A 14,816-nucleotide genomic window follows, 5' to 3' on the forward strand; every position below is an offset into this window, starting at 1 on the left:
AAGACGAAAGACCAGGACGCATGCATACTCAGAAAACGTCGAAATCTCGGCTCTCGAGCATCCTCGGACGAGCCGAGAAGTTCGACCCGGTCACGACGTTTCCGACGGTCGACGAACTGTTGTCGGATTTCGATGACCGGGCCGAACGCGAACCGGAGGTCCACAAGCGGCGCATCGGAACTTCCCGGCTCGGAGAGGCCATACACGAGTTCATCATCGGGGACGGCCCACGCCACGTCATCGTCGTCGGCGGTGTCCATCCGAACGAGCCGATCGGGTTTCACACCGTCGCCCGATTGGCGGATTCCCTTGTCGACGATCCTTCAACGGCAATGGGACTCACGTGGCATATCGTTCCCTGCATCGATCCTGATGGCACGCGCCTCAATGAGGGCTGGTTCTCAGATCCGTCTCAACGAACCCACTATGCCCGACACTTCTACCGCCCCGCTCCGGATGAACAGATCGAATGGTCTTTCCCATTCACCTACAAACGCGCCCACTTCGACGCGGTCATCCCTGAGACGTTTGCGCTCATGAGATTGATCGATGAAACGTCGCCGATCCTCCTGGTCGGTCTCCACAACGCCGAGCTCGGCGGGGTCTACTACTATCTCAACCGGCAGCTTGCAGGCGCCGTCGATTCTCTGCATGCTATTCCCGCACACTTCGGGCTCCCCCTTGAAGCTGGCGAACCCGAGTCTGCCGACTCTCACGCCTACGGCGAGGCTGTCTACCACGCTCCGCTGAGCCTCGAACGGTACGACGACCTCGAAAAACAGGGCCTCGACCCGGTCACCATCATCAGTGGCGGCAGCACCGCTGACTACGTCACACGCCACGGCTCGCTCACCTTTGTGGCGGAGCTGCCGTATTGGACGCATCCCGAATCCCAAGACATCGCGCCCAGCGGGCGCTCCTACGCGGACGTGCTCGAAGAGAAGGCCGCAGGACTGCGTGGTCTCGGCGAAGAACTTCAACGGATCTTCGATGCGGCGGCACCGGACCTTCATCAGGACACTCCCTTCCTTCGTGCATCCAGCGCTTTCGTGCCGCTGATGAGCGAGGCCGGAGATGCTGAAGCTCGCCGGGCCGCTGCGCCGGAGAGCCATCGGGAAGCGACCGTCGCCGAAGTCTTCACCAATGACGACCTCGTGCGGTGCTTTCGCCTGCGCTACGGCGGAATGCTGTTGCGTGCCCTCAACGCGGAGGTATGCGCCGGAACGGCACACCCGCGCCTCCGTCGACTCTGCAATGACTTCGAGAGAACTTACGAATCGTGGCTCGCCGAGGCCGATTCCGTGGGTGATCTGACGACGTTGCCCATCGAACAGTTGGTCGGAGTGCAATTCGCTTCGACACTTGAAATCGCCGCACTCCTAGTCGACGAGAACGACCAATGATCCGCTACACGTCCAGGCGGATTCTTGAACTCGCCATCGTCTTCATCGGAGTCACGTTCCTCATCTATCTCATGGTCTTTTCGCTCCCGGGCGATCCCATTGCTGCTCTCGGCGGCAATCGCCCGTTGCCGGACAACGTCGTCGCCCAATTGCGAGACCAGTACAATCTCAACGATCCCATCTGGCTGCAGTACCTGCGCTACATCGGTGGTCTCTTCACCGGGGACCTCGGCACGACATTCGACGGAGCGTCGGTGTCATCACGGATGGCGGCCCGATGGCCGGTGACAATCACCCTCGCCCTGACCGCCTGGGGGATCGAGATCATCATCGGTGTCGGACTCGGGCTCATCGCCGGCCTGCGCTCTGGAGGCGCCATCGATCGCACGATCCTCACGGCAACGATCATAGCGACCTCCATTCCAGTCTTCGTGCTCGGGGTTGCGGCCCAGCTGCTCTTCGGACTCCAACTCGGATGGTTCCCGGTAGCCGGAGTCTCAGACGGATGGCCGACCGCCTACCTGTTGCCCGCCGTCGTCATCGCGGTATTCGGACTCGCAGCGGTGTCTCGGCTCATGCGCGGAAGCGTCGTCGACACGATGCGCTCCGATTTCGTCCGCACGCTTGTCGCCAAAGGCATGCCGAACAGCTCGATCGTCGGCGTTCACGTGCTGCGCAACTCCGTCGCCCCGGTTCTCACGTTTCTGGCGATCGATCTCGGGTTCCTCCTCGGCGGCACCGTCGTCATCGAGGGCATCTTCAATCTTCCCGGAATCGGCCAACTCCTCTTCGACGGCATCCGCACACACGAGGGGCCGACTGTGGTCGGTGTCGGTACGGCGCTCATCGTCATCTTCCTCGTCATCAGCGTTGTCGTCGACCTCATCAACTCCGCTCTCGATCCGAGGATCAGACATGACTGAACAATTCGTCGATCAGAGAGAGCAGACCGGAGCAGGCGCGAATCGTGGCGTCTGGGCCAGCCTTCGCTCACGACCTTTGTTCTGGATCTGCGCCGTGGCAATGGGCCTGCTCGCAGTCATCGCCATCATGCCCGGAACACTGGCCGGACTCTTCAGCACCTCGGACCCTCGAGCGTGTGAACTCGCGCTCAGCGCCAAGCCCCCGAGCACGGCTCATCCGTTCGGAACCGATATCCAGGGCTGCGACATTCTCGCGAACGTCTTCTTCGGCACTCGGACTTCTCTGCTCATCGGCTTCGTCACGACCGGACTGTGCGCCATCGTCGCTCTGGCTCTCGGTACGAGTGCCGGGTACTACGGCGGCATTGCCGACCGCATCATCTCGCGACTTACCGATGTCTTCCTCGGCTTCCCGTTCCTGCTCGGCGCCATCGTGGTGCTGAACAGTGTGGGAACTCGATCTGCCATCATCGTCGCGCTGGTACTCGCGCTCTTCACTTGGCCGACTCTCGCACGCCTCGTCCGCAGCTCCGTACGGAGCGTCCGCGAAAGCGAGTTCGTGCAGGCGGCAAGTGCGATCGGCATGACGGATGGGCGGATTCTACGAGAACACGTCATTCCCAACTCTCTCGGACCGGTGCTGGCGATCGTGACCACCATGGTCGGAAATGTCATCGTGGCCGAGTCCACGCTGACATTCCTCGGGGTCGGTCTGCGAACGCCGTCAATTTCGTGGGGTCTACAGTTGGCGACCGCGCAATCGTATTTTCAAACGGCGCCGCACCTACTGTTGTATCCAGGACTCTTCCTCACACTGACAGTACTCAGCCTCATCACTCTGGGCGACATCCTCCGCGACGCCCTCGACCCGAAAGGACGGAAATGACCGCCGACCATGCAGATGCGATCCGCTCCCTTGCCCCATATCTCGAATCCTGGCTCGCGTTTCGGGGGGAGTACACCGGAGCTCCGGGCCTCCAGGCCGCTGTGCGGGTCGGCGGCGAACTGGTCCTCAACACCGCGTGGGGTGACGCCGACGCTGTGAGCGGAGTGCCGATGACCACGGGGCATCTGTTTCGCATTGCCTCCCATTCGAAGACCATGACGGCGACTTCGGTCATGCAGTTGGCCGAGTCGGGAAGCCTGCGACTCGACGACACCGCAGCCGCTCACATCCCCGAACTCAAAGGGACTGACGTTGGGAGTGTCACCATCCGCGAACTTCTCGGTCATCAAGGGGGCGTGATCCGTGACGGTTCCGAGTCCGACTTCTGGCAGAGAGGCTATGATTTCCCCGACCGCACGGCGCTGCTCGACTGCCTGCGGACCGAAGGCGCAGTCTTGTCCGCCAATGAACATTTCAAATACTCAAATATCGGATACTCGCTGCTCGGCGCCATCATCGAATCGGCATCGGGCCGACCGTACAACGACTATGTCACGGCCGAGATCGTCGACCGACTCCATCTTGAGGACTTCGGTCCGGAATATGCGGCAAACCGTGCCGAGGACTTTGCTGCCGGCCATACTGCGCGACTCACTGCTGCGGAACCTCGTCAGCGGATCGGACACATCGACACTCGCGCAATGTCGGCCGCCACCGGGTGGTACTCGACGGCTGCTGATCTCACTCGGTACGGAGCCGCTCACACCTTCGGCGATGTGTCTCTGATCAGCGACAAGAGCAAACGGATCACTCAGCGCGAGGAGTCACGAGTGAAGGTGCGCGGAGAAGTCGTCGGCCGCTACGGCCTCGGCTTCGATCTTCGCAGCCTCGGCGATCGCGAAGTCATTGGTCACAGCGGCGGCTACCCCGGTCACATCACGAGGACATGGATCGACCCATACGAGGGAATCGTTATCTGCGTTCTCACCAATGCGATCGATGGTCACGCAGATCCGTTCGCAGCCGGACTCTTCTCACTCATAGACCTTGCTCTCGATGACACGGGCCCGAAGTCCGACCGCGATCTCACAGAGTATTCCGGTCGGTTCGCCTGCTTGTGGGGAGTCCTCGACATCGTCCCATTCGGCGGCAGACTCCTCGCGATCGACCCACGGCAAGCGGACCCGGCGAAAGCTCACCAGACCCTATCGATCGTCGACGACTCGATCCGCACAGAACGGATTCCAGGTTTCGGCCCAACAGGTGAGACCATTCGCTACGACCGAGATAGCACCGGTGCAATCGCTGCCGTCCACGTCGGTGGAATGACTCATTGGCCCATCGATAAGTACAGGGATGCGCTCAACACGGGCAATCCCCAGCCGATCCTTGAAAAGATGTCTCTATGACTGAATCTCACTCTTCGGCACCTCTTGAGCTCTCGCAGGAGTCACGCGCCTTCATCGACGATTTCGCAACTGCATTTTCGGCAATGAACGCTGGCCGCATGGTCGGCCGAGTGCTCGGCCTGATGCTCATCGTCGATGAACCGTACCTATCATCGGAGCAGATCGTGCAGGCTCTGGGCGCCAGTGCAGGCTCTGTTTCCACCGCCACACGTGAGCTGCAGACCGTCGGCTTCATCAAACGGCACACCGTTTCCGGGGACCGCCGACACTACTTCCGAGTCGAGGACGATGCATGGGGTGCCTTCCTCGCAGGCGAACGAGTTTACCTCCGACGCATGTCGGCAGCGTTCAAGACCGGGCTCAGCGAGCTCCCCGAAGAAGCCGAATCGCCCCGAAAGCGACTGCGGAACGCGGCTCGCTACATGGATTGGCTCGAGGGATACCATCGCCAAATCCTCAACGACTGGGAGGCTTACCGTGACAGAGAAGGCAATGACTGAAACCGATTCGACGATCGTGCTCTCCGTCCGGGACCTCTCCGTCGGTTTCCGCGTCGGAGGTCAACTGATCGAGGCAGTCCGCCGAGTGGACTTCGACGTGGCCGCAGGCGAAGCACTCGCGATCGTGGGCGAATCGGGGTCAGGAAAGAGCGTCACTTCACTGGCTGCTCTCGGCCTGCTTCCGCCCAACGCGGAGGTATCCGGCGAGATCCACATCGGGGATGTCGACGTGATCGAGGCGGGATCTTCGGGTCTTGCTGCGGTACGGGGAACACGAGCCGCCATGATATTCCAAGACCCGTTCGGCGCACTCGATCCGGTCTTCACCGTTGGCTACCAACTCACCGAAATGCTTCGACATCACAAACGTGAAATGTCGAAACAGGAACGGTCACAGCGGGCTCTCGAACTCTTGAGACTGGTGGAGATGCCCGAGCCGGAAGTCAAGCTCGCTTCGTATCCCCACCAATTGTCAGGGGGTCAGGCCCAACGCGTGATGATAGCGATCGCACTCGCCTGCGACCCCGAGGTGCTCATCGCAGACGAACCGACGACTGCGCTCGATGTGACAGTTCAGCGAGACATCCTCGATGTGCTACATCGCCTCCGGGAGAGACTCGGAACAGCAATCGTGATGATCACCCATGACATGGGTGTCGTGGCCGATTTCGCCGACCGGGTCGTCGTCATGCGCGACGGTCGAGTCGAAGAGACAGCCCCGTCAAGACAGCTCTTCGACTCGCCGAATGCCGAATACACGCAGGCACTGCTCGCCGCAGTCCCGCGATTAGGAGCTGGCCAGCGAGAACACCATTTCGAAGACAAGCAGAGCGTGCTTGAGGTCGAAAACCTCAGTGTTGAGTATCGAGGACGTCGAGGACACAGCATCCGATCAGTTGACGACGTTTCCTTTCGCATTCGTGAGGGCGAGATGCTCGGTCTCGTCGGCGAATCGGGCTCAGGCAAATCATCTATCGGAAAGAGCATCATCGGCCTCGCGCCCGTCTCACGGGGCCGCATCAGCATCAGCGGGCGAGATATCAGCGCCCTGTCCCGCCGAGAGATCCGTGGCCTCAAATCCCACATCGGATTCGTCTTCCAGAACCCGTCTGGAGCATTGGACCCGCGCCGCACGATCGGCCAGGCCGTTGCCGCACCGATGCGTGTACATGAGGAACTGACAAATGCTCAGCTTTCCAAGCGAGTATCGACACTACTCGAGTCCGTCGAATTGCCGGCTCACTGGTCGGCGCGATATCCCCACGAGTTGTCGGGAGGACAGAACCAACGAGTCTCCATCGCCCGTGCTTTGGCGCTCAATCCATCGTTGCTTATCGCCGACGAACCCACCTCGGCCCTTGACGTGTCGGTTCAGGCGACCGTACTCGATCTGCTGCGACGACTGCAGCGCGAATTGCACTTCGCATGCCTCTTCATCAGCCACGATCTCGCAGTCGTGGATTCGCTGTGTGACCAGGTCATCGTCATGAAAGAAGGGATCAGCATCGAACACGGCGAACGAAGCCAGATCCTTTCCGCGCCGCAACACCCCTACACCCATCGCCTGCTAGGTGCCGTGCCTTTTCCCGACCCAGGCGAACAACGACGGCGTCGCGAAGACCGATTGGCCGGCTGAGACGACAGGAGCACGCATGCTGCAGACCAAACATTTCATCACGACGGACGAATCCGAAGTCAAGAGGCTCATCCGCAACAACCCGTGGGGCACATTCGTGGCCGACACCACGCAGGGCATCGTTGCCTCGCATTACCCGATCCTGCTCGACGAAGAATGCGATGGCATCAGCATCTTGAGCCATGTGGGCAAACCCGACGATCGGAACCTCGAGCTCGGAGAACGCGAGATGATGCTGATAGTACAGGGCCCGCATGGCTACATTTCGCCCGGCTGGTACGACCCCGATGACATCATTCCGACGTGGAATCACGTGACAGCCCACTTGTATGGAGTCCCCGAGATATTGCCGCCAGCCGAAAACTATGAGGTCCTCACCCGGTTGGTCGACACTTTCGAAGCTCCGATGCCGAATCCTCGATCCATTTCCACGCAGGAGGAATTCACTCGGGGTGTCGCGCAGGGCACAGTCGGCCTGAGGATGCAGATCACGCGCTTCGAGGCACGCCTCAAGCTGAGCCAGAACAAGTCGACAAAGATCCGCTCTCACATCGTCAATGGCCTGCGCGCGAGCGGCCCGTATTCTCGGCCGGTACTCGCCGAGGAGATGGAAAGGGTGCCTGCGCTGTCGGAGGAGGGCCAATGACCAACATCATCGTGGCCGATGCACGCATAATGTGGCGGTCACCTGAACCGCGCGACATCCTGATCCGCGACGGCCATATCGCTGCGATCGCCCCCGCGGGGGCATCGTTCGGAAGTGACACTGCAGCGAACACTGAACGCATCTCTGTTGAGGGTCGCACAGTCGCTGCCGGGCTATGGGACCACCACATCCACATGAATCAGTGGGCCCTCGCGAGGAGACGCGTAGATGTGTCCGCCGCAGAGTCCGCCGCCCATGCCGCATCCATCGTGAGCGACCACCTCTCTGAATCACCCGAACCACACGGTTCGGTGCTCGTTGGATACGGTTTCCGCGACGGGCTGTGGGCCGACGAACCATCCGCTGAGCTCCTTCGAGTCGGCGATACTGCAGTAGTCCTGATCAGCGGCGATCTGCATGCGGCGTGGTTCAACACCGCGGCAGCGCAGCTTCTCGGAATGCCCACCGACTCGAGCTGCATTTTGCGCGAGTCTGCCGCGATCGAACTGTCGGCACGGGTCGGCGAGGTGTCGACAGAGCTTCTCGACACTTGGGTTGCCGAGGCCGCTCGCGCGGCTGCGAGAAGAGGCGTGGTCGGGGTCGTCGACCTCGACGTCGACGATGCGCCGGCGCAATGGCTTCGCCGCAGTGCTCAGCACGTGACTCCGGTCAGGGTCCGCGCCGGAATCTATCCCGCGCACCTCGATCGGGCGAAGGCCAATGGCTATCGGTCCGGCCACGTCCTGGACGGTGCAACAGCACGAGTCTCGGTCGGACCGCTCAAAATCATCACCGACGGCTCGCTCAACACCCGAACAGCTCTCTGCTACGACCGGTATCCGGATCAATCAGGGCCGGATGCACATGGCATTTCTCGGTATTCGACGGCTGAACTCATTTCACTCCTGCGAGAGGGACAGAGTATTGGGTTGGTGCCGACCGTCCACGCAATTGGAGATCATGCGAACACCATGGCCCTCGATGCTTTTGACGCCGTCGGCGTTCGTGGCATGATCGAGCACGCCCAGATGGTCGCTCGCACCGACCTTCCGCGATTCGCGGCACTCGGCGTGACTGCGAGCGTACAACCGGAGCACGCCGTTGACGACCGCGATGTCGCTGACCGACATTGGCCGGGCCGTACCGACCTCGCATTCGCCTTCCGCTCCCTCCTCGACGCCGGAGCCGACGTCGTCCTGGGTTCGGATGCACCCGTCGCGCCACTCGACCCGTGGGTGACGATGGCTGCTGCCGTCCACCGGACGCGCGGTGATAGAGAGCCATGGCACCCCGAGCAGAGAATCTGCCTCGACGAAGCGTACCGAGCGAGTGCGAGAACGTCTGTATCGGTGGGAGACGTCGCGGATATCGTGGTTACGGACCTCGATCCGCGTGACTGCGACGCCGAGCAACTCAGGAATATGCCGGTGTCGGGGACTCTGCTCGCCGGGAGAGCGACGCACTGGACGATCTGAATTTCCCCCTGGGACGTTGACCGGACCTCGCGTTCGGTCTTCCGCAGGGATGGCACCTCGCCTTCAACTCGATCGCCGGAAAACAGCCCAGCTTTGAAACTGGGCTGTTTTCCGTGAATCGAGCCTTTCCGCGCTGAGCCTCCACAGAGACTCTGCTGAGCAGCGGAGTCCTGGCGCTGGGACTCCTCAGCGCTTTACTGCGCGGCGGACTCCTCGTCGCGCTTGTCGAGCTCGGGGATCATGGGCACGCGCATGCCGCGCTCTACGGCAACCTCGGCGGCACGGTCGTAGCCGGCGTCGACGTGGCGGATGACGCCCATGCCCGGGTCGTTCGTCAGCAGACGGGCGAGCTTCTTGGCAGCCAGCTCGGTGCCGTCGGCCACGGAGACCTGACCGGCGTGGATGGAGCGGCCGATGCCGACGCCGCCGCCGTGGTGGATGGACACCCAGGTGGCACCCGATGAGGTGTTGACCATGGCGTTGAGCAGCGGCCAGTCGGCCACGGCGTCGGTGCCGTCGAGCATCGATTCGGTCTCACGGTAGGGGCTGGCGACCGAGCCGGAGTCGAGGTGGTCGCGGCCGATGACGATCGGGGCCGAGATCTTGCCCTCGGCGACGAGCTGGTTGAACAGCAGTCCGGCCTGCTGGCGCTCCTTGTAGCCGAGCCAGCAGATGCGAGCCGGAAGACCTTCGAACTCGACGTACTCGTTGGCGGCGTCGAGCCAGGTGTGGAGGTGCTCGTTCTCGGGGAAGAGTTCTTTGAGTGCCTTGTCCGTGACCTCGATGTCCTTGGGATCACCGGACAGGGCGACCCAGCGGAACGGTCCGAGACCCTCGCAGAAGAGCGGGCGGATGTAGGCGGGGACGAAGCCGGGGAACTCGAAGGCGCGCTCGTAGCCGGCCTTGCGGGCTTCATCGCGGATCGAGTTGCCGTAGTCGAAGACCTCGGCGCCGCGGTCCTGGAATTCGACCATGGCACGCACGTGCTTGGCCATCGACTCCTCTGCGCGGATGGTGAACTTCTCCGCATCCTGTTCGGCCTCGTCGTGCCAGTCGTCGACGCTGACGCCGATGGGCAGGTAGGACAGCGGGTCATGCGCCGAGGTCTGGTCGGTGACGATGTCGACCTCGGCGGCCTCAGGACGGTCGAGGATCATCGGCAGGATCTCAGCGGCGTTGCCGACGAGCCCCACGGACAGTGACTGCTTGTTCTTCTTGGCCTCAATGACCCTGGCCAGTGCGGTGTCGAGATCGGTCTCGACCTCGTCGAGGTAGCGCTTGGACTTGCGACGGTCGAGGCGGGTCTTGTCGACATCGATGATGAGGCAGGCGCCGCCGTTGAGCGTCACGGACAGCGGCTGAGCTCCGCCCATGCCGCCGCAGCCGCCGGTGATCGTCAGGGTTCCGGCCAAGGTGCCGTTGTAGCGCTTGTCGGCGATGGCGCCGAAGGTCTCATAGGTGCCCTGCAGGATGCCCTGGGTGGCGATGTAGATCCAGGAGCCGGCGGTCATCTGGCCGTACATCATGAGGCCCTCGGCCTCGAGCTCGCGGAAGTGCTCCCAATTGGCCCAGTCGCCGACGAGGTTGGAGTTGGCGATGAGCACACGAGGCGCCCATTCGTGGGTGCGCATGACACCGACTGGCTTGCCCGACTGGACGAGGAGAGTCTCATCGTCTTCGAGGTCATCAAGGGTGCGCACGATCGCGTCGTAGGCCTCCCAGGAGCGAGCCGCGCGACCGGTGCCGCCGTAGACGACGAGGTCTTCGGGACGCTCGGCGACCTCGGGGTCGAGGTTGTTCATGAGCATGCGCTTAGGAGCTTCGGTCTGCCAGGACTTGGCGGTGATCTGCGTGCCACGGTCGGCGCGGATCACGCGTGAGGGATCGTGCTGGGTGAACGACGGCTTCGTCGCTGCGGTGCTCGAGTTGGAGGTGCCCGAGTTTTCGGAGGCGCTGGTCATGTGACTCTCCTTCTTCATTCTGTCTGACGGAGCGGAATGATTCTCATGTTCGGATCATGGCGAGCGGGAACCTGTCCCCCTCATTGTCATCGCTGACTACACATTCCATTCTGTCCCCTGCGCGGAAAAGCGATAGTGGCCTGGATCAAGTTCTGTCCGACATTTCGGACAGCAGTGTCGGCGTGCCAGACGAAACTCACGCGGGCCTCATTGAGCCCGCTCCCCAGAGCCTCGAGGCGAGCGCTCTCAGTCCAACAAATCAGTCGGCTTGCCTGAGCCCCTCGACCGTCATCCCGAGGATCGCAAGCCGCGCATCTTCGACTCCCACCATGACGAAACCGCCAGCGACCAGCTCACCGCGCGATGCTGTGAGTCCGGACCGGCTCGATCGCAGGATGAGAGCGCAGTGCCTCGGCGCCCTGCAGCTGTCGAATCAACAGGACCGTCGCCGATGCAATGCTCGGAGAGAACAGTTGCATCGGCTGAGTCTGACCACCATAGTCGAGCGTCAGTGTCATCGCTTCAATCTCGGGAAAGTAGGCGACGACTGCGTTGAAGTAGAAGGAGAGGGTCCGGCCGCCGACCGGAATGATGAAGCGCCGATCCGTAACGAGGACATCAACGTACTGAATCTCGCGCCACTGGGCAGCTGCCATCTGCTGCGCCCGAGTTCTCGCGTTGGATCTGCCGATGGCGGAGCCGATGAGCGCCCCGGTGACGAAGAGGGGACTGCCCATGGCAAAGACCCCACCTGTCTGATAAGTGACATCCATACCGTAGTAACGTGCGTACTTCGCACGGAACTGGTCGAAGATGCGTTCACCCTGCTCGAGGTTGAGGTTGAAACTTTGGAGACGCTCCGGTTCGTCGCCGCACTGAAACCTCTCATACCATTGAGCCGCCTGGGTGCGAGCCGCCGAGCGGGCCGATGCATCGCAACGCGGGCCGCCCTCCTGCACGATCTGAACTTCCATCCTCCGCGCGGCCTTCTCATTGCGTTTCTGCACTTTTCGCGCGTAGGCACTGCTCGTTTGATACGTCTTCTGCGCGCCGATGATCGTGAAGATGATGAACACGATAGGAGCCACCACGGCAAGAATCACGGAGATGACGCCGATCCACGTCGCCGGCGAAGAGGTCGGTCCCGGTTCTGACTCGCTGAGCATCCATATAGCGACGAGACCGAAGATCCACACAGAGAGCGGAATGAGCAGCAGAGGAACCAACCAGGACAGGTGACGCTGCCAACCTCCGACAGGATTCATTGTGTTCTCCTTCACCGTTCCGTCCCACGTTTCACCTTAAGTGTCTTTGAAGAACGCTATCGGAACTCATCCGATTCTTCATGCGAATCGTCATTCCGACTTGTCGGACACTTTCGCTTGCCGCCTCGTTGTCCTGCCCGGGTCTCCACACGAGGATTGTCCTCATGGACGCAACGACGCAGCTGCTCACCGGGGTCAGGGTCGCGGACTTCTCGCGCGTGCTCGCCGGACCTTACGCCACGGCTATGCTCGCCGATCAGGGCGCAGAGGTCTTCAAGATCGAGATGCCAGGGCACGGGGACGACTCCCGCCACCTTGGTCCCTTCACGGAGACCGGCTCGACCTATTTCACCTCGCTCAACAGAGGAAAACGCTCCATCGAGGTCGACCTCAAGGACCCGGCTTCACACGAAGACCTACTCGACTTCATCCGCACCTGCGACGTCGTCGTCGAGAATTTCCGACCGGGCGTCGCGGCCAAGCTGGGACTGTCCTACGAGAACATCAAGGCGGTCAAGCCCGACATCGTCTATGCCTCGATCTCCGGATTCGGCCAGTCCGGAATCCAGGCGAAGCGGCCTGCCTACGACACCGTCATCCAAGCGCTCAGTGGTCTGATGTCGACCACCGGGTTCTCCGACGGCCCGCCTACCCGCGTGGGCGAATCCATCGCCGATGTCTCCGCGGGAGTCTTTGCCGCCTTCGGCGTCTCCAGCGCACTGTTCCACAAGCAGACGACGGGCGAAGGCGCCCACATCGACATCCCCATGCTCGACGTCATGCTCGCCACGCAGCCGACCAACACAGCTATCCACGCCGCCGGGTCGACACCGAGCCGGGTCGGCAACCGCCACCCGGTCTCGGCACCTTTCGACACCTATGCCGCCTCCGACGGTCTCGTCGTCATCGCCGTGGCCAACGACAAGCTCTTCGGCGTCCTCGCGGCCACCCTCGGCAAGCCGGGACTTGTCACCGACCCGAGATTCGCCACAGACGGGCTCCGGTCGGACAACGACAAGGCGCTGCGAGCAGAGATCGAGGAGTACACCAGTACTCATACGGTGGCCGAACTGTGTGCGATCTTCGACGACGCCGGCGTCCCCAACTCCCCCGTCCTCAACTTCGCCGAGGCGCTTGACGGACCGATCACCGCCGACCGCGACCTCACTGCCACCGATGCCCGCACCGGGCATACGCACCTGGGCCACCCGCTCCTCATCGACGGGGCCAGGCCAGCGTCCGCACTCCCGGCGCCCCACCTCGGCGAGCACAATGACGAACTCAGGATGGGTCGCACGGAACCGGGCGACCCGAGCCTCTGACCAGGGCCGCCATAGTCCGAGTTCACGGTCACAGCCCCATCCATTCCAGCAAGGAGTTTCACCATGGCATTCGACATCAGCACCGACGAGCAGGAACTCGTCGACGCCGTGACCCAGATCAGCAAGGACGTCCTCGCACCGCGGGCGGCGGCCGCGGACACGAACGAACGCGTCTCGGACGAGACCCTGAAGACCCTCGCCGAGGTGGGCGTCCTCGGCCTCAACCTGCCCGAGGAGTTCGGCGGGCCGGGAGTCGGCTCGGTGGCGATGAGCCAGATGGTCGCCGCGGTGACCGAGGCCTGCGCCTCGACGGCCTCGATCATCACCGCTCAGTTCCTCGCCACCGATTCGATCCTCCTGGGCGGGACCGATGCACAGCGCCGATCATGGCTGCCCCGCGCCGCTGCCGGCGAGGTCATCGGATCATTCGGACTGACCGAACCAGGTGCGGGATCCAACCCTGCGGAGATGTCGACGAAGGCTGTGAAGGTCGAAGGCGGCTGGCATCTCAAGGGAACGAAGTGCTTCGTCACGAATGCCGGCTTCGCTGACTTCATCGTCGTCTACGCGAAAACAGACATGGACGCCGGACACCACGGAATCAGCGCATTCATCGTCGACACCGCGACCGCTTCGGCGGGGCTCGATTTCAACCCTCCCGAGAAGACGATGGGTCTGCGCGGCAGCCCAGTCTACGAGTTCGTCATCGACACGATCGCGCCCGACGACGCCCTCCTCGGCGCCGAGGGCGAAGGCTTCACCACGGCCATGCGAGTCCTCGACCGCGGACGCATCGAGGTCGCTGCCATGAGCCTCGGCATCTCCAAGGCCGCGCTCGACGCAGCCGTCGCCTGGGCCGGGGAGCGCCGGATCAACGGCAAGCCCCTGGACCGCCTCCAGGGCATCGCCTTCAAGCTCGCCGATATGTACACAAGATACCGCTCGGCATGGCTGCTGACGATGGATGCCGCAGAGCAGAGGGACGCCGGGGTGGACTTCACCCGGTCCTCGGCGACGGCAAAGCTCGCCGCCTCCGAGGCTGCCGCATTCATCGCCGATGAGGCCCTCCAGATCCACGGCGGGTACGGCTTCACCAGGGACTTCCCGCTCGAACGCTACGTTCGTGATGCCCGGATCTACCGCATCTACGAAGGGTCCTCGGAGATACAGCGGACGATCATCGCGCGATCGCTCTCTCACTGAAGCGGTCGAACCAGAACCGAAACCTGCCCGGGAATACGATCAGTGCGGAACTCAGGGTCGATCGATTCGACCGTGAGCTCCGCTGCTCATTCCACCTACATTCCGAAATGTCGGACAGATTGTGTGACTCGGGTCTCGTTTCACTTGAAATTCAGGTGTTGACTGGTTCTGATTCACCATTCGAAGG

Annotated in this window: 12 protein-coding genes; 10 read left to right on the forward strand and 2 right to left on the reverse strand. The window is 62.2% G+C overall.

The window, feature by feature from the left end; all coding sequences use genetic code 11:
* Positions 1–20: 20 nt before the first annotated feature.
* The 8 genes from HX613_RS16065 to HX613_RS16100 are packed head-to-tail and all read left to right on the forward strand — an operon-like array spanning position 21 to position 8,878.
* Positions 21–1,403: a M14 family zinc carboxypeptidase gene (locus HX613_RS16065; protein ID WP_235346235.1), complete on the forward strand. Its 1,383-nt coding sequence runs from the start codon at positions 21–23 to the stop codon at positions 1,401–1,403.
* The gene (locus HX613_RS16070) at positions 1,400–2,326 is read left to right on the forward strand and encodes an ABC transporter permease (RefSeq protein WP_235346236.1); all 927 of its coding nucleotides are present in this window, start codon (positions 1,400–1,402) and stop codon (positions 2,324–2,326) included. Before HX613_RS16065 ends, HX613_RS16070 begins: the two co-directional genes overlap by 4 nt.
* Positions 2,319–3,212, forward strand: a complete 894-nt coding sequence (locus HX613_RS16075; protein WP_235346237.1) for an ABC transporter permease — start codon at positions 2,319–2,321, stop codon at positions 3,210–3,212. The genes HX613_RS16070 and HX613_RS16075 overlap by 8 nt, the downstream gene beginning before the upstream one ends.
* Positions 3,209–4,621: a serine hydrolase domain-containing protein gene (locus HX613_RS16080; RefSeq protein ID WP_235346238.1), complete on the forward strand. Its 1,413-nt coding sequence runs from the start codon at positions 3,209–3,211 to the stop codon at positions 4,619–4,621. The genes HX613_RS16075 and HX613_RS16080 overlap by 4 nt, the downstream gene beginning before the upstream one ends.
* The gene (locus HX613_RS16085; RefSeq protein ID WP_235346239.1) at positions 4,618–5,121 is read left to right on the forward strand and encodes a GbsR/MarR family transcriptional regulator; all 504 of its coding nucleotides are present in this window, start codon (positions 4,618–4,620) and stop codon (positions 5,119–5,121) included. Before HX613_RS16080 ends, HX613_RS16085 begins: the two co-directional genes overlap by 4 nt.
* On the forward strand, positions 5,114–6,757 hold the full coding sequence (locus HX613_RS16090) for a dipeptide ABC transporter ATP-binding protein (RefSeq protein ID WP_235346240.1): 1,644 nt from the start codon (positions 5,114–5,116) through the stop codon (positions 6,755–6,757). The genes HX613_RS16085 and HX613_RS16090 overlap by 8 nt, the downstream gene beginning before the upstream one ends.
* A gap of 16 nt (positions 6,758–6,773) precedes the next feature.
* The gene (locus HX613_RS16095; RefSeq protein WP_235346241.1) at positions 6,774–7,403 is read left to right on the forward strand and encodes an FMN-binding negative transcriptional regulator; all 630 of its coding nucleotides are present in this window, start codon (positions 6,774–6,776) and stop codon (positions 7,401–7,403) included.
* Entirely contained in the window at positions 7,400–8,878 is a 1,479-nt protein-coding gene (locus HX613_RS16100) for an amidohydrolase (RefSeq protein WP_235346242.1), read from the forward strand. Before HX613_RS16095 ends, HX613_RS16100 begins: the two co-directional genes overlap by 4 nt.
* Positions 8,879–9,072: 194 nt before the next feature.
* On the opposite strand, the gene hutU is transcribed toward HX613_RS16100, so the two are convergent.
* Both hutU and HX613_RS16110 read right to left on the reverse strand, forming a co-directional pair.
* Positions 9,073–10,839 carry a urocanate hydratase gene (hutU, locus tag HX613_RS16105; RefSeq protein WP_235346243.1) on the reverse strand — a complete coding sequence of 589 codons (1,767 nt, stop codon included), beginning with the start codon at positions 10,837–10,839 and terminating at the stop codon, positions 9,073–9,075.
* 353 nt (positions 10,840–11,192) lie between these two features.
* Positions 11,193–12,104, reverse strand: a complete 912-nt coding sequence (locus tag HX613_RS16110; RefSeq protein WP_235346244.1) for a hypothetical protein — start codon at positions 12,102–12,104, stop codon at positions 11,193–11,195.
* A 164-nt stretch (positions 12,105–12,268) separates the two neighbouring features.
* On the opposite strand from HX613_RS16110, the gene HX613_RS16115 reads away from it, so the two are divergent.
* Both HX613_RS16115 and HX613_RS16120 read left to right on the forward strand, forming a co-directional pair.
* Positions 12,269–13,426: a CaiB/BaiF CoA transferase family protein gene (locus tag HX613_RS16115; RefSeq protein WP_235346245.1), complete on the forward strand. Its 1,158-nt coding sequence runs from the start codon at positions 12,269–12,271 to the stop codon at positions 13,424–13,426.
* Between the two features lie 63 nt (positions 13,427–13,489).
* On the forward strand, positions 13,490–14,629 hold the full coding sequence (locus tag HX613_RS16120; protein WP_235346246.1) for an acyl-CoA dehydrogenase family protein: 1,140 nt from the start codon (positions 13,490–13,492) through the stop codon (positions 14,627–14,629).
* Positions 14,630–14,816: the final 187 nt, after the last annotated feature.

It is taken from the genome of Brevibacterium sp. UCMA 11754 (assembly GCF_021532275.1).
GTDB lineage: Bacteria > Actinomycetota > Actinomycetes > Actinomycetales > Brevibacteriaceae > Brevibacterium.